The sequence below is a fragment of the Devosia sp. A369 genome (assembly GCF_054489345.1).
On the sequence record NZ_JBTMWV010000008.1, the window covers coordinates 121,304 to 142,522 of the forward strand.

Here is a 21,219-nt window from a genome sequence, read left to right on the forward strand (position 1 = left end):
GTTCAATCGTGAAAATCGTCGAGCAGCCGGCTCCAGTCCTCGCCCATCAGCCCGCCGAGATAGGCGTCGCCCCGCAGCGCTGCATCGGTGATTTCGGCATGCCTAGTGGAAATGCAGTAAGCGCCGCGCGGCACGAAAACCATGCCCTTCTGCGCCCCCAGCGCCGCCATCAGAAACGGCTGCGCCAGCCCCGTTGCGCCCAGACACCCCAGCGTATCGAGATGGGCCAGCAAATCACCGACCACCGCCGCCTCCTGCCCTGGCCGGCTCAGAATATTGAGCACCCGCGCCATGCCGCCCGGTCGGGCATAAAACACGCTGCACCCGGCCAGCTCGCTTCTGCCATCGCGCAGTTCGCGCAGGTGCAGCTTGCCATGCCCCGGATTTTGCGCCGCCATCTCGAGCAGCCAGCCCAGCTCCTCCGCCCCCCACACCGGATGCAGCGCGAAGCGCTCGACCAGCCCCGGCGCCAGTTGAATGAAGTCATCCCGCGCCATCGGCGTCCCAACGGCCGGACCAACTGCCCGCAGCCCCGGCACCAGGCGCCGCAACAGCGTATCGATGCCCCGCGCCACGCCACCCAGCATTGGCCGCAACCAGCCCGGCACACGGCGCTGCATCCGCTGCGCCAGCCATCCCGCCGGGCGAAATACCCGCCGCCAATCCAGGCTCTGCACCGGCAGCACATGGCCACCAATCGCCCGCCAATGGTCGGCGCTGACCGGATTGGCGCTATCGGAAAAACAGAAATCCTGATGCCGCGCCCGCAATGTCAGCACCATATTGGCCCCGCCGCGCGTCGGCTGGCGTGGATCGGTCATGTAATTGCTCATCAGCCGACCGGTCAGCACCCGCTCCCCGATACGCACCTGCATGGGAATGACCAGCAGCGCCGCGTCGATAATGCCGTCGCCATCGCGATGCACCATGCTGGCCACAGCCGGGTCATGGCTGGGCGCGGTGAAGAAGCTACGCTCGAGATAGCTCAGGAACGCCGCCGATGGCGCCCCACCACCGCGAAAGGCGCGGTAAAACAGAGCGGCGACAGCCGGCACGTCGTCGCGCTGCATCGCCGCCATCATCGCAAAGCTCCGCTTGCGACCAAAACCTCGGCCACCGGATGGATCGCCAGCCCCCGCGCCTGCACCCGGTCGAGCACCAGCCCAAAATGGGCCGGCGAGCAGCCAATGCTGCTGGGCGCGTGTTGCACATCGTGGGCGTAAAAAATCAGCCAGCCGCCACCCTCTACGAGATCTTCCAGCAGCCGGTCCAGCCGCGCCGGGCTGAGCGTCGCGTCATACAACTCCTCGGCCCGCAGATGCGCCAGGTCGATCCAGCCGCGATTGATCCCCGGCTGGATGCCGCGCAGCCCGGCATAAAGCGGCGCCAGCAGGCGCTTGGTATTGAGCGACACGACGCCGAACGGGTAGGCGAAGGAGGTAGGCGCCCGCCCGCTCAGCGCCGCGATTGCCGAAGTGTTGGCAGTCACATCGGCAATGAGGTGATCCGGCGCGCAGCGCTGGACATTGAGATGGGCGCTGGTATGGCCGCCGATATCGTGCCCGCGCGCCGCCAATGCAGCCACCTGATCGCGGCTGGCAATCTGCTGGCCGTTCTCGCTGCCCCCAGCCAGCGCATCGGCGAAATAGAAAGTGCCGCGCGCCCCGAGCGCTTCGAGCTGCGGCGCGGCGTATTCAACGGCAGAAACCGGAAAATCATCAAAGCTGAACGACACCATCGGCTGGCTCAGTCTGAGCCGGAATGGCCGGAACGGGATGGTCCGGGCCAGTCGGCGCGACAGGCCGGCAATGGGGTGGGACAGCTCTATCACCAGACCTCTTCGCGGACGGGTAGCGGCAGCGGCGTCAGACCCAGGCTGGCCAGAACCGCGTTCATGCGCGACACGGCGACCTCGGTGGTGAAGCTGGCGGCGCGCGCCCGCAGCGCCGCGCGGTCCACCGGCGCATCGAGGGCACGGCGCATGGCATGGACCAGTGCATGCAGATTGTTGGGCGGCACCAGCAGGCCGAAGCGCCCATTGGCGAGGATTTCGCGCGGGCCATGGGGCGCATCGGTGGCGACCACCGGCGTGCCGCAGGCCAGGGCCTCGACAATGGCATTGCCAAAGCCCTCATGCCGCGAGGAGGAGACCAGCAGCCCGACCCGCGCCACCCAGTCACTCGGTTCGGCAACGAAGCCTAGCAGCATGACGCAATCATCGAGCCCCAATTGCCGCACCAGACGCTGCAGCGCCGGGCGCTCCGGCCCCTCCCCGAGAATGGTCAGTCGCACCATGCGCTCGTCGCGCAATACGGCGAAAGCGGCAATCAGCGCAGCAAAATCCTTCTCTCGCGACAGCCGGCCCACCGCGATGATATGCCCGGCCTCGCGCCGCTCCGGCACGATCAGTTCGGCCAACCGCGCCGCCGACAGCACCGCATTGGTGCCCAGATTGATCGCCCGTTGCGGCGCCACGCCGAAGTGCTCCACCAATTCCTGCCGCACCCCGGCGGTGAAGCTCAGCACCAGATCGGCGCGGGGATAGAGCCAGGGTGCCAGATGATAGCCGAGACGGTTTTGCCAATAGGGATCGGCGCGCCTGGCCGCCAGCGGCGCCGCCACTTCGCGCAGGATAATTCGCGGCCGCAGCGCCGGTGGGCATAGCTGCACCGCCACCACCGCAAGACAATTGCCCGCCGCCTCTGAGGCAATGATGGCCGCCGGCTGCCGCGCCCGAAGCATCCGCGTCAGCGCCGGAACGGCGCGTGCCATGCGCAGCCGCTTGCCCCCGCCCAGATCGAGCAGTGGCATGGAAGGCGCCAGAAAATCGCGCAGCGGCCCCTCTGCATCGAGGGTGGCCACCAGCATCGGCCAGCCCGCCGCCAGCAGCCCATTGGCCAGCTCGATGGCATCGCGCTGCGCCCCGCCGCCCGACATGGCGCGCACCAGCATCACGATAGATCGGCTTTGGCTATTCTCGTAAATAATCATCATCGACCAGATGGTAATAATTGAATTACTTAAATCTGATCTGATAATCCAAAGCCACGTTACTTGATTTAACGGGTTAATATTACTGGATTTTCCCTATGCACCTATACTTATCAATCCAAAAATCTTGAACGACCACCACGCCTCGCTGTATATGGTCTCCCGTCTGGGGGCTGCCGGGCTCAACCTGCTGTCGGTCGCCATCTTCACCCGGCTGGCCACGCCGGCGGTGTATGGCGTCTATCTCGTCGGCTTCGCCACCAGCTTCATCGTCTTCGCCACCCTCTGCCAATGGCTGCTGCACGCCCATTTCGGCGTCTATGCCCCGGCCCGCGCCGCGCGGCTGGCCGGAGCGCTGATCGTGGCGCTCGGCGCGGTCACGGCGCTCGGCAGCGTCCTGCTGCTGCTCGCCCTCGCCACGGGTCTGGTAGCGCCGGAGACGGCGTTGGGGATCGCCGTGCTATCGCTGGGCTTCATCATCCATATCGGCGCTGTCGAACTGGGCCGGGCCCGCCTGCTGGTCGCCGAGGTGACAGCCTCCGGCCTGCTGCGCGGCGTGCTGATCTTGGCGCTGGGCAGCCTGGCGCTGCTGCTGGCCCAATCGGCCAGTCTGTTGCTGACCGCCATTGGCCTGGGCCAAGCTCTCGCCGCCGCGCCGGTGCTACGCGCCTTGTGGCGCGACGGCATCGCCCGGCCCGAACCCGGCGATGTCATGGCGCTCCTCCGCTATGGCTGGCCGCTGATCGTGGCATTGGCAGCGGCGGCCCTCGCCCTCAATCTGGATCGGCTGGTGCTCGAGCGCTTGGCCGGCGCCGCTGCGGTCGGGTCCTATGGAGCGGTCAGCGACGTGACCCGACAGAGCTTTGTCGTGCTGGGCGAAGCCATCGCCGCCGCCTATGTGTCGCAGGCCAAGGCGCTGGGGGCGGATACTGCGCAACGCCGGGCCATACTCCGCCGCGCCTTCCTCACGCTATGGACCATAGTGCTGCTCGGCATGACCGGCTGGCTGGTGCTGGGTCCCGGCCTGCTCGGCGTATTGCTCGATGCCGACTATGCCGCCGCCGCCCCGGCGATCCTGCCTTTCATCGTGCTGGGCACCGGCGCGCTGACGCTGCGCGCTTATTATTTCGGCCAGGTGATCTATTTCGCCGGCTCGGTGCGGCGCGAGGTGATTGCCAATATCGCCATGCTGGCGCTCACCGCTATTGGCGTCGCTATTCTGGTGCCCGCCTTCGGCCCGACAGGCGCCGCCGCCGCCTTCGCACTGGCACAGCTCGGTGGTCTGCTCGGTTTCCTCATCGCCGATCGCCACACCCGGTTGATGCCGGTGGAACTTGCCCGCGCCGGGCTCGCCCTTTTGGTCTGCGCCGGCACAAGCATGCTGGGGCTGATGTTCCTGCACCTCGCCGGCTGGTGGGCGGCGCTGCTGCCGGTGCTGGCAGCCGCGCTATGGCTGGGCTGGCGCTGGGACCTGTTTGGCGCCCGTCAGTTACTGGCAATCAAGCGGCAATAATCATCAATCATCCGCTCCACCGCATAGACCTGGCGCAGGGCAAGGGCCGCCGCATGGCGCTGCGCCGAACTCGGATAATCCGCCAGCAGGACCCGCACCGCTTCTGCCAAAGCGCTAGCATCGTCAACCGGGTGAAACGCCACCGTCCCGGCCGGCGCGAGCACCTCGCGCAGCACCGGCAGGTCGGCTGCAATGACGGGCAGCCCCGCCATGCCGGCTTCGACCGCCACCAGCCCAAAACTCTCCCACCGCGAAGGAAACACAAAGGCGTCGGCCTCCGCCATCAGGCCAGCCAGAGCCGACCGGTCCAGATGACCCACCAGATGCAGCCGCGCCGCCACGCCCAGCCGTCCCGCCTGCTGCAGCAGCTCCGGGCGCAGCGGCCCATCGCCGGCAATGACCAGATGGGCGGTCGGCAACTCGGCCAAGGCAGCCACCGCGAGCTGATGGTTCTTCTGCTCGGCCAGCCGGCCGGCAGTCACCAGCAGCGGCGCCAATGACGGAATGGCCAGCCGCCCAGCCCAGCCACCGGTCACCGCTTTGGGCAGCGGCGCCACCCCATGGGGAATGAGCCGCAAGCGGCTTTGATAGCGCTGCGGATAGGTGTCCACAGCCGCAACGGTCGCCGCAGAATTGGCGATGATGGCAGTATGCAGCCCTACCAGCCCGAACCACCGATCCAGCACGCGCCAAGGGCCACGCATGGCCGAAGGGATGGCGGTGAGATGGCTCGCCCGCACTCGAACGCCAACCACTCCGCCCAGCAGCGCGCCAACCAGCCCCGCCGCCACCTGATAGGACAGGATGCCATCATAGCGCCCCGTCAGAATGCGGCGCGCCACCAGCCCCGGCCCCTGGCGCAGCACCAGCGTCTCGACCTCATGCCCGCGCGCGACCAGCCCCTCGGCCACCATCGCGGCCGGCACCGGCACGCCGCCCGGCGTATTGTTGGTGAGCAATTGCAGCACCCGGCTCATCGCGCCAACTCCGCCCGCGCCCATAGCCGCAGGCAGACGATGGCCAGCAGCCCGGTGAACCAGATGGAGTCGCCCCGGTTGAACAGCACCGCCTCAAGACTGGACATCAGCAGGGTGAACAGCCAGCCGGCGACCAGATAGTCGAGAAACGCCCGTTCGGCGGCGTCGGTCGCCCGCGCCCTGATGGCGGCTATGTGCCGAAGCGGCGCGATGCCGGCCCAGCCGAGCACCAGAACCAGGCCGGGAATGCCCGCCGAAATGGCGATATCGAGAAAGCCATTATGCGCATGCGACACCTGCGCCGCCGTATCGCCGCTGCCGGCGATGGCATAGGTCGCGCCAGTGTCCCAGAACACGTTGTAGCCATAGCCAATCACTGGCCGCCGGCCGACCGCCTCGAGAGCGAGCTGCCAGATATCGGTGCGGCCGGTAAAGCTCGGATCGGGCAAATGCGCCACCAGCAGCGCGCCGCCCGGACGCAGCCGGGTAATCGACAGCGCCCCGCCCAGCGCGGGCAACAACAGCAAGGCCGCCGACTTGCCGCCGGACAGCCCCAACAGCGCCAGCGCCCCGAGAACAATACCCCCGCCCCAGACCCGCCAGCCCAGCCGCCACAACAAAATACCGACCAGCGTGAAATGGATCGCCATCGGCGCCAGATCATTCTTGTGCCGGAACAAGCCGCGCCAGTCGCCGGCGAGGCCCTGCTCCACATTATCGCGCAGCGAATGGATGGCCAGATCGGGGGCAAAGAGGGCGCCGCCGAAACACAGCACAATGGCGAGGCTGGTGGCCACGCCCAGCGTCACGACAAAGTCTTCCATCCGCACGAACAGCAGCGGCAGGCAGACGGCGATGGCGATGACCACCCCGGCCAGCACCAGCCGGTTGAGCGCCAGCCCGGCACTGGGCGACAGCAGCGCCGTCACGGCGAACCACAGAAAGATCGACACCAGCCCCGGACTGACCGCCTGCCACAGCCGACCCGCCTGCCCGCCGCGCCACACCAGCAGCAAGGCCAGGGCGAGGATCAGCAGCGTCAGATTGCGGCGCAGACCATTGGATCGGGTCGGATCATCCAGCACGCCATAATCGGCAAGGCTGGCAAAGGGCTGCGCCTGCGTCCACAGCACCAGCATGGCGCAAAGCACAAAGCCACCGACCAGCAGCACCCTCAGCTCAAAACGGCTCAGCGCCGCAGTCATGTCTCGCCCCGCAAATAGTCGCGCACAAAGCGGCCATAGACCGAGAGCGTATCGTCTTGCAGCAGCAGGGCCGGCAGCGCGCCGGGGCTATAGCACCAGGCGGTGTGGCCGAGACCCAATCCGTCCAGAACGTCGCGGGTGAACGGGATGGCGAAGTCATCCAACCCGCCCTGCAAGCCATCCGCGCATGCCGGGCAAAAGCCCCATTCGGTGACGATGATCGGCTTGTGTTTGGCCAGCGTGCCGAGGCTGGCGAACCAGCGGTCGGGCGCATGGCGGTCTTCATTGGGATAGACATGCCAGGCATAGGCGGTGCGCGCATCATCCAGCGGATCGGCGGCCGCGCCCGTCAAATCATGCGCCCAGCGCCCACCCGCCGCGAGCACGATGTTGTCGCTGATGCGGCGGATGTCGGTCGTGATCGCCGCCCAGGCGGGCCGAAACTCAGACCAGAAAGCACCATCCGACAGCCAATGCCGCTCGTCACCCACCGGCTCGTTCCACAGCTCGAACATCACAGCCGGATCACTGCCGTGTCGCTCGGCCATGCCGCGCCAGAAGGCGATGGCGTCGTCGATGGAGGACAGATAGGCGTCGGCCGGTAGGCCCCATTGCGGCGGCGGCACCGGCGCATACAGGTCGGGAAAACCGATGGCGTGCCAGTCAACAATAACGAAGAGATTTTGCGCCCGCGCCGCCGCGATGTCGGCATCGAGCAACTGCCCCAGCAGCATTCGATCATAGCGCCAATGACCGGGATGCACGCTGATGCGCACGCAATTAGCCGCCCAGTCCTCGGCCACCACGCGATAATCATCAAGGCTGCGCCCGGCGCGGATATAGACCGGGTCGCCCATGGCAATGCCGGCGAGACGCAGCGGCGCGTTGTTCCAGTGCAGGCGATTGCCGACGATCTCGATGCGGCCCGGCTCGGCGGCGCGCAGCAGCGGCGTTGCCGCCAACCCGGCCAGCCCAGCCAGAGCGCCGCGCCGGTTCATTTGGTGGCCTTGCGGCGCTGGCGCAGCAGGCCATAAAAACCGCCCAGCACCAACCCGGCAAGGGCGCCCAGCGGTAGCAACAGGCTGAGTTTTGGTGGAAAGCTGCGCTCCATCGGAGCAACGGCGCGCGACACAATCTGGGCATTCAGCGTATCGATCTGCGCCTGCTCGGCGGTTTCACGCGAGCGCAGCAGCGCGTCCTCATAAATCGCCCGGCTGGCCTCGGCCACGCGCTCGAGCTGGCGCAGACGGATGCGGCGGGAGTCGGTATCCTGTAGCGCCGTGGTCGCAGCTTCCATCTGTTGGCTCAGGGCCCCCGCCTGCTGCTCGGCCCGCTGCAGGCCCAATTCGGCGGCATCCAGCAGCCGCCCGATTTCAGCCGTGATGGCAGTGCGGGCCAGCGCCACACCCTGCTCCGCCACCTGCAACCGGGGATGGCGCGCGCCCAGCGTGGCGCGCAGCGTCGCCGCATCGGCGACAGCACTTTGCAGCTCGCTGCGCAGCCGGGTGATGTCGACCGAGCCAATCGCCTCGGGCGCGGCAATGATGCGGTCGGGGTCCAGTGCCAATTGCCGCAATTGCGCCAGCTGGATGGTCGCGGCCTCGACCGCATTATTGGCGGCAAGCAGCGCCTGGCTGGTCTGGCCGACCCGGCCTTCAAGCAGCGACTGGCCGCCGGTTTCGACAATATTGTTGGCGCTGCGATAGCGCTCAACGGCGGTTTCGGCGACGTCCAACTCGGCCAGCAATTGCGTCAGCCGCCCCTCTAGCGTCGCCGAAGCCCGGCCGGCCTGTTCGGCGCGCTGGGCTTCGCGCAAGGCCAGATAATTGCCGACCACGGCATTGGCGATAGCGGCCGCCTTGCTGGCGCTTTCGGATTCGGCGTGAATATCGACCACATAGGTCCGGTCCAGCCGCACCACATGCACGGCCTTGCCCAGCGCGGTGACCGCCCGGCTAAGCTCATCGCGCGGCGCGTCCGAAACGTTGAAGCTCCCATCCAGCAGCGCCTTGAGCGGGTTGATCGGCCCCGCAAATTCGGGATCCTGATCCAGCCCAAGCTGGGTCGCAGCAGCGCGCAGCACCGAGTCCGAAGCCATGACCCGTGCCTGGCTTTCGATCAACACCACGCCGGCATCGCCCGAGGCGGTCGAGGGTGTCAAATCGCGTTCGAGCAATTGCAGGTTTTGCGGATCGATGAAAATCTGCGCGCTGGCGCGGTAGCTCGGGGTCACCACTTGCGCAGTGAGCACGGCCAATGCGACCCCACCCAGCGCGCCCGTCAACAGCCACCAGCGCGTCTGCCAGAGTTCACCCGGCCAATCGCCCAAAGCAAGCGCAGGCGGCGGCATGAATTGCGAGCTATTGGTGGCGTGGAACATCAGTGGATCATGCTTAATGTTTTGTTACCGACGAACAAAACTTAGCAGCATCCCGGTCTAGCGAGAGATCAAAGCCGTTTCCTGGTGAATTCCGTAAGGGTATTTACTAGGCCGGCGCGTGTGCCCCCCCACCCTTGATCCCTCCCCACAAGGGGAGGGAGACGATGCACACAGCCATCGCAGCCTGCGCCTCCCTCCCCTTGGTGGGGTGGGGCCAAGCACACCGAGGCAGCAGTCGAGGCTGCTTGGTCCTAATCCTGCTGCGCCAAGACCGCCAAAAACGCCTCGCCATAACGGTCGAGCTTGGCCTGGCCGACGCCGGGCAGGTTGAGCATGTCATGCGGATGGCGGGGCCGAGCCAGCGCCATGGCGCGCAAAGTGGCATCGTGGAAAATGACGTAAGGCGGCACGCCCTGCTGCTTGGCGATGCGCAGGCGTTCCTCGCGCAGCGCATTGAACACCGACATCGCCGGTTCCGGCAGTTGCACGCTGCTGGCCAATTGGCGGCGCACATCGACGGATTTTTTCGGCCGATCCTTGCGCAGGGTCACCACGCGCTCGCGGCGGAACACGGCGCGGGCGCCCTCACCCAGCGTCAGCGCGCCATGATTGGCGTGGTCGACCACGATCAGCCCGCCCGCCGTCAACTGCCGCAATACCGATTGCCAGGTCTTGCTATCGAGATCAGCCCCCTGCCCGAACACCGGCTGGTTCTGGTGGCCAAACCGCTCGACCTTTTCGGTGGCCTTGCCCAGCAGCACATCGATGACATGCGCCGCGCCGAAGCGCATGCCAGTGCGATAGATGGCGGCCAGCGCCTTGATCGCCGCCTCGGTGCCATCCCAGGATTCGACGGGCGACCGGCAGGTGTCGCAATTGCCGCAAGCGCCGGGATGGGCCTCGCCGAAATGGTTGAGGATGGCCTTGCGACGACACTCGGCGGTTTCACAGACCCCGAGCAGCGCATTGAGCTTGCCGTGCTCGACGCGCTTGATCTCGTCGGGCGCATTGCCCTCGTCGATCATGCGGCGACGCTGCACCACATCGGCCATGCCATAGCTCATCCAGGCATCGGCGGGCTGACCGTCGCGGCCGGCGCGGCCGGTCTCCTGATAATAGGCCTCGATGGAAGCGGGCAGGTCCATATGCGCCACATAGCGCACGTCCGGCTTGTCGATGCCCATGCCGAAGGCCACGGTGGCCACCATGCAGACATTTTCCTCCTTGAGGAACGCATCCTGATTGGCGTTGCGGCGCTCGGCCGGCAGACCGGCATGGTAGGGCAAAGCCGGGATGCCCTTGCCGCTCAGCCAGTCGGCGACGTCCTCGACCTTGGCGCGGGAGAGGCAATAGACAATGCCCGAGCTGCCCTTATGCGCCGCGAGGAAACTCAGTAGCTGGTCGCGAGCCTTGTCGCGCTCGACGATGGAATAGGAAATATTGGGCCGGTCAAAGCTGGTGGCAAACACCTGCGCCGTTTCCAGCCCCAGCCGCTCGATGATGTCTTCGCGCGTCGTCGGATCGGCGGTGGCGGTGAGCGCAATGCGCGGCACGCCGGGGAACAGCTCGGTGAGCTTGCTCAGCTCGCGATATTCGGGGCGGAAATCATGCCCCCACTGGCTCACGCAATGCGCCTCGTCGATGGCGAAGAGCGCAATGTCGATATCGCTCAGCATATTGGCAAAGCCCGGCGTCGCCACCCGTTCGGGCGCCACATAGAGCAGGTCGAGTTCGCCGCGCCGCAATTGCCCACGCACTTCGGCGGACTCTTCGGCGGTCAGCGACGAATTGAGCGCCGCTGCCGCCACGCCGGCCTGGCGCAGCGCTTCGACCTGATCGCGCATCAAGGCGATCAGCGGCGAGATGACAATGCCGACGCCGGGGCGGCAAATCGCCGGGATCTGGTAGCACATGGATTTGCCGGCGCCGGTGGGGAACAGCACCACGGCGTCGCCGCCGCCGACCAGATGATCCACCACATCGGCCTGCTGGCCACGAAAGCTTTTATGCCCGAAAACATCGCGCAGCACGGCCAGGGGGTCACGCGGCAATGCCTGCGGTCCGGCCTCGAACAAATCCATTCCTGATTCAAGCGTGCTCACACCGCCCTTGGACCACAGGGGCGGGGTGAGCCGCAAGCCGGCAGCGATCAAGCTTTGGCGCTATCCACCAGCGGTTTGCTCAGAAACGGCGAGCCGCGCCGCACGAAACGCCAGGGCGTCTCGACGCCCTTGGTGATGCCAATGCGCGGCCCCACTGCGACATCATGCTCAACATCGCGCGGCAACAACACAAAGGGCGGCGCATCGAGCGACAGCCCATTCTGCGCAATCGAGATGCCAAGCGCCTGACACAATTTGCCCGGCCCGGAACAAAGCTGGCGCGCCGAAACCCCACCGCGCCGCTCATGCATCTGGTCCAGTCCTTGCACCGGCTCCAGCGCTCGGACCAACACCGCACTGCCGCGCTGGCAGACGAAATTGAGGCACCAATGGATGCCGTAGATTTTGTAAACATAGGCATGGCCGGGCGGACCAAACATCGCCGCATTGCGCGGCGTCGGGCCGTTGAAACTATGTGAAGCCGGATCGGCGGGGTCATAGGCTTCCACTTCGACCATCGGACCACCAACGCCATCGACCAGCAAAGTGACGCCGATCAGGTCGCGCGCCACCGCGGTGACCGGACGGTCAAAGAAATCCGCAAGCATGCTGGAAGCGAGTGCTGAATCACCAGACATCGAATTTGACGCTAATCCACCCGTCCCCGCGCATCGACCTTCACCGTCTCCACCACCTGATCGCCTGAGATCAACGTCACATTATCGAACAGATTGCTGACCACACAGGCGTGGTTGGGGATGATGCGGATTTTGTCGCCGATCTTGGGCTTGCTGGTGCAAGCCGACAGATCGATGGTGCCGTGCTCCTCGCTCAACCCGACGATCACCGCCTCCGGATAGGCCTCAATCAGCCCGAAACCGGCCATTCCCAGCGTATCGCTGGTCAGCGCCTTGGAGCCGGCATCGATGATGGCGCGGTCCTCGGTGGGGCGGCTGACCACCGTGGCCAGCACGGTCAGCGCGCAATCCTCATAGCCACCGACGCCGCGGGCGACCTGCGAGCGGTCCATATAGATATAGGTGCCGGGGCGATGCTCGGTGGCGGCTGTGACCTCATGGGCGCGCCAGATATCGGGCGTGCCGCCATTGGAAATCGTCGTTGCCGGCAGTCCGGCCGCAGTCAGCAAATCTGCAGCTGCTGCTAGCCATACTGCATTGTTTTCCACCTGTCCGGCCGCCGGATAGGTCATCAGCCCGCCAAAACGCAGCCCCGGCGAATTGGCGATTTTCTCGGCCAGTGCCAGCGCCGCCGCCGGGCTCTGCACCCCGCAGCGCCCCATGCCGGTATCGCATTCCACCAGCACTGTCAGTGGCTTAGCCGAACCGGCAAAGGTCTGCGACAGTCCCTCCACCGTCTCGGCACTATCGGCGGTGACGGAGATATTGACCCGCTCATGCAGCGCCTTCAGCCGCGCGAGCTTGGCAGGACCTAAGATATTGTAAGGCAAGAAGATTTCGCTGATCCCGGCATCGGCAAACACCTCCGCCTCACCCAATTTCTGCACTGTTGTCCCCACCGCACCCAGCTCCATTGCCCGCTTGGCGAAGCGGGCCAGCTTGTGGGTTTTGATATGCGGCCGCAGCCGCAAACCATGCTGATCGGCATAGGACTGAACCCGCTGCAGATTGGCTTCCACGCGGTCGATATCGATCAGCACGGCAGGCGTATCGAGTTGAAATATATCGCTCATTTGCCTCTCAACACCTCATCGACAAACCGCAAATTGCCCGCCGTCAGCCCGGCATCGACCGGCAAAACCGTGCCAGTAATTCCCGACGCCGCATCCGAACAAAAGAACAAAGCCGCATTGGCCACTTCAGTCGGCAGCACCATACGCCCGAGCGGATAATGCGGCAGCACATTATCCAGCAGGCTCGGATCGGCCGCCAATCGGTGGTCCCAGGCCGGGGTCCGCACCGAGCCGGGGCAGATCACATTGGCCCGCACCCCCTGCCCACCGCGCTCGACGGCGATGGCTTTGGCATAGGCCACCAGCCCGGCCTTGGCGGCTGAGTAGGCCGGATTACCGTAATGCGCCAAGGCGTTAACCGAGGAGATGAACACCAGACTGCCCCTGCCCCGCGCCGCCATGGCGCTGACAATCGGGTCGGTCATGGCATAGGCGCCGTTGAGATTGATGGCGATTTCCGAGGCCCAAACCACGTCATCGACCTGGCCAAAATGCTCGGCGCGGGTGAAGCCAGCATTGGACACCACCGCGTCGGGCACACCGAACTCGCCAAGGTAGCGCTCGACAGCAGCGCGGGTGGCTTTGGGATCGGCCTGATCGAACAGCACGGAGCCAGCTAAATCGAGCCCCTGCAATAGGTTAGCATCGCGGTCGGCGCCGAACACCTTGGCGCCAGCCTCGCGAAAAACCTTGACCAACGACTGGCCAATACCGCCGCCAGCACCACTGATCAGCACCGTCTTGCCGTCCATGCCGAACGCGGAACTGCTCATGCTCACGGCCCCTTATAGGCGATGCAGTCGATCTCGACCTTGCAGTCGACCATCATATGGCTCTGCACGCAGGCGCGGGCCGGCGGATGCTCGCCGAAATAGCTTTTGTAAACGCCGTTAAAGCTCCAGAAATCGCGGGGATCATCGAGCCAGACGCCGCAGCGCACCACGTGTTCCAGTCCGTAGCCGGCCTCGGTCAGAATGGCGATGATGTTCTGGATGGTCAGGTGGGTTTCCTCGACAATGCCGCCGCGCACGATCTCGCCGTCCTTCATCGCCACCTGGCCCGAAACATGCAGCCAGCCGCCGGCCTCAACGGCACGGGCGAAAGGCAGGTTCTGGCCACCCGCACCCGACTTCTCGGCACCATAACGCTTGATCGACATCGCGACACTCTCCTCGGATTTTGAAAGTCAGTTTCGTAATTTGACCCAATATCGCGCAAAACGCCGGATATTGGGGCTAAATCCGCGGCAAAAATGTAAATTAATTACGTGATTGACCGGTTCTGCCTATGCTAGCCTGAGCCATGGGCGCCTGCCCAGCCTGCTGTTCCCGTCCCCTGTTCATGCGAGATTTCTCGTGCGTGTCTTCACCGCCGCCCTGGCCACCGAAACCAACACATTTTCGCCCATCGCCGTCGACAAGCGAGCTTTTGAGGCGTCGCTTTACGCCAAGCCGGGCGAGCATCCGGCGACCCCGACCCTGTGTACGGCGCCGATCACCGTCGGCCGCGAAGTCTGCGCCCGCGAGGGCTGGACGCTGATCGAGGGCAGCGCCAGTTGGGCGGATCCTGCAGGGCTGCTCGCCCGCGCCACTTACGAAGAGCTCCGCGACGAAATCCTCGGGCAATTGCGTGAAGCGATGCCGGTGGATGGCGTGGTGCTGGGGCTGCATGGCGCCATGGTGGCGCAGGGCTATGACGACCCCGAGGGCGATCTGCTCAGCCGCATCCGCGACATTGTCGGGCCGGATATCCTCGTTTGCGCCGAGCTTGATCCGCATAGTCATCTGACCGCCAAGCGGGTCGCCGCCGCCAATTTCTTCGTGGTGTTCAAGGAGTTTCCGCATACCGATTTCGTCGACCGGGCGCGCGATCTCTGGGCCATCGCCGTGCGGGCACTGAAGGGCGAAATCGCCCCGGTGATGAGCGTGTTCGACTGCCGGATGATCGACGTTTTCCCCACCTCCAAGCAGCCGATGCGCGGCTTTGTCGACCAGTTGATGGCGCTGGAACAGTCCGAGCCCGGCCTGCTGTCGCTGTCGGTGATCCATGGCTTCATGGCCGGCGATGTGCCGGAAATGGGCACCAAAATGATTGCGGTGACCGATGGCGATGCGGCCAAGGGCGCTGCCTTGGCGGAGCGGTTGGGGCGGGAATTATTCGCCATGCGCGGCACCTTCATGGTCAAGCAGGTGGACGAAAAGCAGGCGGTCGATGCGGCCGTAGCGGCACCCACCGGGCCGGTGGTGATTGCCGATGTGTGGGACAATCCCGGCGGTGGCACGGCGGGCGACGCCACGGTCATTCTGGCCGAGCTGATCGTCCGGGGCATCACAGATGTTGCGGTGGGGACGATCTGGGACCCGATCGCGGTGCAGATTTGTTTTGCCGCCGGCGAAGGCGCGGAAATCCCGCTGCGTTTCGGGGCCAAGTCAGCGCCGGAAACCGGCGATCCGATCGACAAGCTGGTCACGGTCAAGCGGCTGGTGGCCAATGCCGAAATGCGCTTCGGCGAGAGCTTTGCCCCGTTCGGCGATGCGGCCTGGATTTCGTTTGACGGCATCGACGTGATCCTCAATTCCACGCGGGCGCAGAGCTTTGATCCGAGCCTGTTTTCGGCGCTGGGGATCGATCCCAAGTCGCGGAAAATCCTGCTGATCAAATCGACCAATCATTTCTACGATTCATTCTCCAAGATCGCCTCGGAGATTATCTATTGCGCGGCGGGCAAGCCCTATCCCAACACCCCGGCGACGACGAATTATCGCAAGGCGCGGCGGGATATATGGCCGATGGTGGAGAACCCTTGGGCTGAGTGAAAGCGGGCTTTTACTTTCACCACCATACGCTCAGTCGACACCCTCCCCCCTTGCGGGGAGGGATCAAGGGTGGGGGTGGTCGGCCCCGATCATTGGGGCTCTCATCCCCCCTCCTAGCCTCCCCCGTCGAGGGGGGAGGTATCGTCCTGTGGGTGGGAGGGGTTGTGCCCCTTAATCCGCCGACCAGTTGCCGTACATGATCGGCATGGTGCCCACGAGCGCCTTGAAGCGGCTCCAGCTTTTGCGTTCGGGCAGGGTCCAGCCGGCTTCGGCCACCGCTGAAAGGCGGGGGAAGACCAGACGGTCGAAGATGGCGCGGTCGGTCATCGACTCGCTCCAGATGCAGGCCTGGATGCCGAGCAGGTGAGCGAGCCCCTGTTCGGAGAAACCGGCGCGGGCTTCGAACTCATAGGTTTCCTGCGGGCCGGACCAACCGGCCCAACCGGCGCCCGGCTCGGCCCAGGCGACGCCATTGGCCATATCGAGATAGTAGCGTTGGCCGGGGGAGACGACGATATCGTAGCCGCGTTCGGCCAGCGCGGCGTTGATCTTCACATTGCGCCAGCCGATGACGAAGCTCTTATCCTTGTCCACCGCATCGCCATGGGCGGCCTCTTCCCAGCCGCCGGTGATGGCGCCCTTGGACGCGATATAATCGTGGACGCGGCGGATGAAGGCGGCCTGGATCAGTGCCGTGGGCGAGCCCTCGATTTCGTCGGCGCCGCCGTGATTGCCGAGCTGGTTGAACTGGGCCTCATGCTTCTTGCGCATGTCGGGGCCGCTCAGCTGTTCGATCATGTCGAGCGCCAGCGGCGAGCCGGACCAGGCGGCCAGCGGCACTTCGTCGGCGCCGAGATGGAAGATACCGGCGGGGAACAGCTCAAGCATTTCGTCGATCACCGTCTCGACGAATTTATACACCGGCTCATGGGCCGGGTTGAGGCTGTTATTGGGGAAGCCCTGCACCGACTGGTATTCGCCGGTTTCGTTGGGATCGCGCAATTCGGGCAGCGCCTGCAAGGCGGCGTAGAAATGGCCGGGCATGTCGATTTCGGGGATCACGGCAATGGCGAGGCTATCGGCCAGCGCGACGATTTCGCGGATCACCAGCTTGGAATAATAGCCGCCGGTGGGGTGTGGCCCCGAGCCGAGCAGCGGCGGCAGCGCCTTGCCGTGACCGCGCCAGGCGCCGATTTCGGTGAGCGCCGGATAGGCGTCGATTTCGACGCGCCAAGCTTCGTCTTCGGACAGGTGCCAGTGGAATTTATTGAGCTTGTTCCACGCCATCAGCTTGAGCAATTGGCCGACTTCGGCGCCGGTATAGAACTGGCGCGCCACGTCGAGATGGCAGCCGCGATAGGCAAAGCCGGGCGCGTCGATGATGATGCCGCCGGTGGGGAAGACGAAGGTCTGCGGATATTGCCTGGCGCCGCGCAGGATCTGGCCGAGCGTCACCAGACCATAGAACATGCCCTGCCGGGTGGTGGCAGCGATGGTGGCGCTGTTATCGGCAAAGCTCAGCTCATAGGCCTCGGCGGCTAGGCCGGCTTGCTGGCGGATGATCACCGGCATGCCGGCTTCGGAGGCGGGGCGAACGAGGGCTTCGACCGGGAACAAATCGGCGACCAGCGCGGTGAAGGCGGCAGCGGCCTGACCGGCGTCGCTGCCTTCGGGATGCAGCTCAAGCCCCGGCGGGGCGGTGCGGGCGCCGGTGGTGGCGACCGATTGGGGCCAGGGAATGATCGAGACCGACACCGGCGCCTTGGCCGGCACGGGGAATTTGGCCGCGCCCTTGAGCAAGGGTGAATTGTGGCCCTTGGCCTGGGTCGGGGCGGTGGCGAGGGTGATGATGGTGCCGTCGCTGAGGGCGACATAGCCCGAATTCGCGCCGTCGCTCCAGTGGCGCAGGCCATAGGACAGGCCACGGGCGATGGACGTCCAGGTCTGGCCGGGCTGCAGCACGAAACCATCGGGCGGTGCGATCAGCGTGTGGTTGGACAGGCGCTTCAGCAGCTTGCCATTTTCCAGCGTGGCATGCGGATCAATGCGGGCCGGGCCGGAAAAACCCAGGGTGAAATCGCTGACCGGAGAAGTGCCGGTATTGGTCAGCTCGATGCCGTAACCCAGCGGGCTGCCGTCCGTGGCAGGGGTCCAGGTGGTGACGAGGGAGAAGGAAACAGTCATCGCAAATCTCGTTCGGGGTCTGATGCTGGGGATGCGCTGCGTGCGAACTGGAGTTCGGTCACAGCTAGTCTCCCAACGGTTGGCCGTCTTCGCCGTCGCGGTTGACGACGAGCTGGTGTTTGATGCGGCGCATGCTGGCGACGGCGGTGGAGCCGAGGCGGGTGGCGACGGTTTGGGAGAGAATGTCGACGGCGGCCAGCAGCGCATAGCGGCCGGGGGTGGGGCGCAGGATGTCGGTGTTGTCGCGGCGGTCGATGGGCAACAGAATATCGGCGCGCTCGGCCACGGCGGAGCCGGAGCGGGTGATGAGGATGCGGGTGAGGCCATATTCGCCGGCGACGTCGAGCGCATGCGACAGCGGCAGATTATTGCCCGACAGGGAAAAGGCGATGACGGCGGTGCCCGGCGGCGAGGATGCGGCGCGCATCATCTGGACCTGATGATCGGTGGAGGAGGACACCTTTAGCCCGACGCGGAACAGCCGCATTTCGGTTTCGGTGGCGACCATGGAGGAGGAGCCGCCCGAGCCAAAAGCCAGCACGAAACTGGCCTTGACGATGCTCTCGGCGGCGCGCTCGACGGCGTCGAAATCGAGATGGTCGAAGGTTTCGTAGATGGTGGACTGAATGCCGTTGACCACGCCCTGGGCGATTTCGCGGACGCTGGACGGGCCGGCGGCGGGGGCGAAATAGCGCTGGCCGACAAAGCGCGACTGGGCCAGCCGCACCTTGAAATCGGCGTAGGAATCGCAGCCCAGCCGGCGACAGAAGCGGGTGACGGTGGGCGGGGAGACTTCGGCCTGCGCGGCGAGATCGACAATGCTCATCTTGAGCACGCTATCGACATCGGCCAGCACGATTTCGGTCAGGGCGCGTTCGGAACGGGTGAACTCGTTCTTTTCGGTCTGCAGCAGCCCGACGATATCCAGCATGGTATTTTCCTCAAGCGGTCAGTGACGGCGCTGAATCAGCTCGGCGCCGCCGGCCCCTAGTAGACCGCCAGACCCGCCTGATCAAAGAGGTGGACCTTGTCGAGATCGAAGCCCATGCGGACGGTCTTGCCGTCTTCCAGATCGGGATTGCCCTCGAACAGGCCGATGAAATTCTCGCCGGCCGGGAGCGTCGAATAGGCGACCGAGTGGATGCCGAGCTGCTCGACGATCTTGGGGGTGATGTCCATACTGAAAGCACCTGCGCCGAGCCGCAAATGCTCGGGGCGCACGCCCAGCGTCACCGCTTGGCCGGCAATGGCCTTGCTGCTGCGCGGAATGGCGATGGTGCCGAGCGAGCCCAGATCGATGGTGGCGGTGGTGCCGTCCGCGGCGCGCACCTTGCCGTGGATGAAGTTCATCTTGGGGCTGCCGATAAAGCCGGCGACGAACAAGTTATCGGGCTTGTGATAGAGCTGGAGCGGCGAGCCAACCTGGGAAATCGTACCGGCATCGAGCACCACGATCTTGTCGGCCATGGTCATGGCTTCGACCTGATCATGGGTCACGTAAATCATGGTGGAGCCGAGGCGCTTATGCAGCTCCATCAGCTCGATGCGCATCTCGGAGCGGAGCGCGGCGTCGAGGTTGGAAAGCGGCTCGTCGAACAGGAAAATCTTGGGCTGGCGCACGATGGCGCGGCCGATGGCGACGCGCTGGCGCTGGCCGCCGGAGAGCTGGCCCGGGCGATGCTGCAGGCGCGGTTCGAGCTGCAGCACCTTGGCGGCGGCCTGCACGCGTTCATCGACCTGCGCCTGGGGCAGGCGTTCGACGCGCAGCGGGAAGGCGATGTTTTCATAGACCGTCATATGCGGATAAAGCGCGTAGCTCTGGAACACCATGGCGATGCCGCGCTGTACCGGCGGCAGGTCGTTGACGACGCGATCGCTGATGGTGATCTCGCCGGCGGTCACCTCTTCAAGCCCGGCAATCATGCGCAACAAAGTGGACTTGCCGCAGCCCGAGGGGCCGACAAAGACGACGAACTCGCCCTCAGAAACCTCGAGGTCGATGCCTTTGATGATGCGGGCTTCGTTGAAGGATTTTTCGAGGTGCTTGAGGCTCAACTGCGACATGATCGCGTCTCCGGCTAAAGGACTTGGTATCGGAGGGTGCCGCCGCCCCAGATAGGGGCGACGGCCAGGTCGGAGGACCTTACTTGTACTGCTCGAGTTCGCCGGCAGCCTTGGTGAGGGCAGCGGCCGGCTCGGCCTGGTCGGTCACCACGGACTGGACCATTTCGATCATGACGTTCTGGAACCCGATATAGTCGGTGAACAGCGGCTCGGGACCACCGAACTCGATGCCGTCAAGGAACGGCTTCCAGTAGGGCTTTTCGGCAACCAGTTCATCGGTCTGGGGCTGCAGCGGACGCAAGGGCGTCAGGCCCTGGGCCATTTCAGCTTCCCACTGGCGTTCCGGCGCGGTGAGGAATTTGGCGAACTCAACCGCCTTGTCTTCAACGCCCGAGCCCTTGAACACGGCCAGCGAGTCGGTGATCAGCAGCGTGCCGGGACCCTTGGCGCTGGGGCCGAGCGGCAGCGGCGCCACGCCCCAGTTGATTTCGGTATCTTCCAGCAGGCGAACGGCACCAACCGCAGCATGGATCATGCCGAGCTTGTTGTCGAAGAAGATGGCGCGAACTTCGTTCTGCTCGTAAGCGGTCGGGCCTTCTTCGGCATAGGCGGTGATGTCGTGCAGGGCGGTCAGCGCTTCCAGATTCTGCGGGCTGTCGAGCACGATATTGTTTTCGCCGTCGATCACCAGGCCGTCATTGGTGTAAACCCAATGCAGGAACTGGTGCACGGTATTGTCGAAGGTCTTGGCGACCACGCCGAAGCCGTCAGCGTCGGTCTTTTCCGAGATGATCTTGGCGAATTCGACTTCCTCAGCCCAGGTCTTGGGCGGCACTTCGGGATCGAGACCAGCGGCTTCAAACAGGCCCTTGTTCCAGAACAGCGCCTTGGTCGAGAACGCGACCGGGACGCCCCACTGGGTGCCGTCGATGGTGACGGTTTCGGGCACGTAGTTGTAGTAGCTCGCCTTTTCTTCGTCGGTCATCGGGATCTCAACGATCAGGTCGTTGAGGGCGAACTGCTTGAGGGTGCGCGAGCCAACATAGGCCAGGGCAACGGGCGTGCCGGCGGCGGCGAGCGTGGTCACCTTGTCCTGGCACTGGCCCCAGCCAACAAGCTCAGGGGCAATCTTGTAACCCGGATTGGCGGCTTCCCATTCGGCGAAATATTCGGCGTAGCCAGCGGTCAGTTCGTCGCCGCAGTTGATGAAGGTAATTTCCTTCACATCCTGGGCGAACGTCGCGGGGGCAGCTGCGGCCATGGCCAGCAGCGACAC

18 protein-coding genes are annotated in these 21,219 nt (G+C 65.0%); 2 read left to right on the top strand and 16 right to left on the bottom strand.

The annotated features are described in order from the left end of the window. Positions 1-2: 2 nt before the first annotated feature. The 3 genes from ACX3OZ_RS12245 to ACX3OZ_RS12255 are packed head-to-tail and all read right to left on the bottom strand — an operon-like array spanning position 3 to position 2,994. On the bottom strand, positions 3-1,082 hold the full coding sequence (locus tag ACX3OZ_RS12245; RefSeq protein WP_459104598.1) for a GNAT family N-acetyltransferase: 1,080 nt from the start codon (positions 1,080-1,082) through the stop codon (positions 3-5). Further along, positions 1,079-1,831, bottom strand: coding sequence for a polysaccharide deacetylase family protein (locus tag ACX3OZ_RS12250; protein WP_459104599.1), 753 nt, complete (start codon positions 1,829-1,831; stop codon positions 1,079-1,081). The genes ACX3OZ_RS12245 and ACX3OZ_RS12250 overlap by 4 nt, the downstream gene beginning before the upstream one ends. Then, on the bottom strand, positions 1,828-2,994 hold the full coding sequence (locus ACX3OZ_RS12255; protein ID WP_459104600.1) for a glycosyltransferase: 1,167 nt from the start codon (positions 2,992-2,994) through the stop codon (positions 1,828-1,830). Before ACX3OZ_RS12255 ends, ACX3OZ_RS12250 begins: the two co-directional genes overlap by 4 nt. A 124-nt stretch (positions 2,995-3,118) precedes the next feature. On the opposite strand from ACX3OZ_RS12255, the gene ACX3OZ_RS12260 reads away from it, so the two are divergent. Beyond that, the gene (locus tag ACX3OZ_RS12260; protein WP_459104601.1) at positions 3,119-4,504 is read left to right on the top strand and encodes a polysaccharide biosynthesis protein; all 1,386 of its coding nucleotides are present in this window, start codon (positions 3,119-3,121) and stop codon (positions 4,502-4,504) included. Here ACX3OZ_RS12260 and ACX3OZ_RS12265 read toward each other — a convergent pair. The 9 genes from ACX3OZ_RS12265 to ACX3OZ_RS12305 all read right to left on the bottom strand — a co-directional run bounded on the left by ACX3OZ_RS12265 (position 4,477) and on the right by ACX3OZ_RS12305 (position 14,038). Further along, positions 4,477-5,481 (bottom strand): glycosyltransferase, encoded by a 1,005-nt coding sequence (locus ACX3OZ_RS12265; protein WP_459104602.1) that lies wholly within the window; start codon positions 5,479-5,481, stop codon positions 4,477-4,479. The genes ACX3OZ_RS12260 and ACX3OZ_RS12265 overlap by 28 nt on opposite strands. Continuing rightward, complete coding sequence (locus ACX3OZ_RS12270; RefSeq protein ID WP_459104603.1) at positions 5,478-6,686, bottom strand: O-antigen ligase family protein; 1,209 nt, start codon at positions 6,684-6,686, stop codon at positions 5,478-5,480. Before ACX3OZ_RS12270 ends, ACX3OZ_RS12265 begins: the two co-directional genes overlap by 4 nt. Then, entirely contained in the window at positions 6,683-7,684 is a 1,002-nt protein-coding gene (locus tag ACX3OZ_RS12275) for a glycoside hydrolase family 5 protein (protein WP_459104604.1), read from the bottom strand. Before ACX3OZ_RS12275 ends, ACX3OZ_RS12270 begins: the two co-directional genes overlap by 4 nt. Then, a complete protein-coding gene (locus ACX3OZ_RS12280; protein WP_459104605.1) occupies positions 7,681-9,066 on the bottom strand; it encodes a GumC family protein in 1,386 nt (461 codons plus the stop codon). The genes ACX3OZ_RS12275 and ACX3OZ_RS12280 overlap by 4 nt, the downstream gene beginning before the upstream one ends. Positions 9,067-9,317: 251 nt before the next feature. Continuing rightward, a complete protein-coding gene (gene recQ / locus ACX3OZ_RS12285) occupies positions 9,318-11,147 on the bottom strand; it encodes a DNA helicase RecQ (RefSeq protein WP_459104606.1) in 1,830 nt (609 codons plus the stop codon). 68 nt (positions 11,148-11,215) lie between these two features. Further along, complete coding sequence (locus ACX3OZ_RS12290; protein ID WP_459094652.1) at positions 11,216-11,776, bottom strand: DNA-3-methyladenine glycosylase; 561 nt, start codon at positions 11,774-11,776, stop codon at positions 11,216-11,218. 41 nt (positions 11,777-11,817) lie between these two features. Beyond that, positions 11,818-12,879, bottom strand: coding sequence for a D-TA family PLP-dependent enzyme (locus ACX3OZ_RS12295; RefSeq protein ID WP_459104607.1), 1,062 nt, complete (start codon positions 12,877-12,879; stop codon positions 11,818-11,820). Beyond that, complete coding sequence (locus ACX3OZ_RS12300; RefSeq protein WP_459094650.1) at positions 12,876-13,652, bottom strand: SDR family oxidoreductase; 777 nt, start codon at positions 13,650-13,652, stop codon at positions 12,876-12,878. The genes ACX3OZ_RS12295 and ACX3OZ_RS12300 overlap by 4 nt, the downstream gene beginning before the upstream one ends. Before the next feature lie 2 nt (positions 13,653-13,654). After that, entirely contained in the window at positions 13,655-14,038 is a 384-nt protein-coding gene (locus ACX3OZ_RS12305; RefSeq protein WP_459094649.1) for a RidA family protein, read from the bottom strand. A gap of 196 nt (positions 14,039-14,234) precedes the next feature. On the opposite strand from ACX3OZ_RS12305, the gene ACX3OZ_RS12310 reads away from it, so the two are divergent. Next, positions 14,235-15,695, top strand: a complete 1,461-nt coding sequence (locus ACX3OZ_RS12310) for a M81 family metallopeptidase (RefSeq protein ID WP_459094648.1) — start codon at positions 14,235-14,237, stop codon at positions 15,693-15,695. A 171-nt stretch (positions 15,696-15,866) separates the two neighbouring features. Here the strand turns inward: ACX3OZ_RS12310 and ACX3OZ_RS12315 are convergent, their stop codons facing one another. From ACX3OZ_RS12315 to ACX3OZ_RS12330, 4 genes are all read right to left on the bottom strand, one after another. Beyond that, positions 15,867-17,879, bottom strand: coding sequence for a beta-N-acetylhexosaminidase (locus ACX3OZ_RS12315; RefSeq protein WP_459104608.1), 2,013 nt, complete (start codon positions 17,877-17,879; stop codon positions 15,867-15,869). Positions 17,880-17,943: 64 nt separating this feature from the next. Beyond that, entirely contained in the window at positions 17,944-18,810 is an 867-nt protein-coding gene (locus tag ACX3OZ_RS12320) for a MurR/RpiR family transcriptional regulator (protein ID WP_459104609.1), read from the bottom strand. A gap of 56 nt (positions 18,811-18,866) precedes the next feature. Beyond that, a complete protein-coding gene (locus ACX3OZ_RS12325) occupies positions 18,867-19,943 on the bottom strand; it encodes an ABC transporter ATP-binding protein (RefSeq protein ID WP_459094645.1) in 1,077 nt (358 codons plus the stop codon). A gap of 79 nt (positions 19,944-20,022) precedes the next feature. Further along, positions 20,023-21,204, bottom strand: coding sequence for an extracellular solute-binding protein (locus tag ACX3OZ_RS12330; protein ID WP_459094809.1), 1,182 nt, complete (start codon positions 21,202-21,204; stop codon positions 20,023-20,025). Positions 21,205-21,219 lie beyond the last annotated feature (15 nt).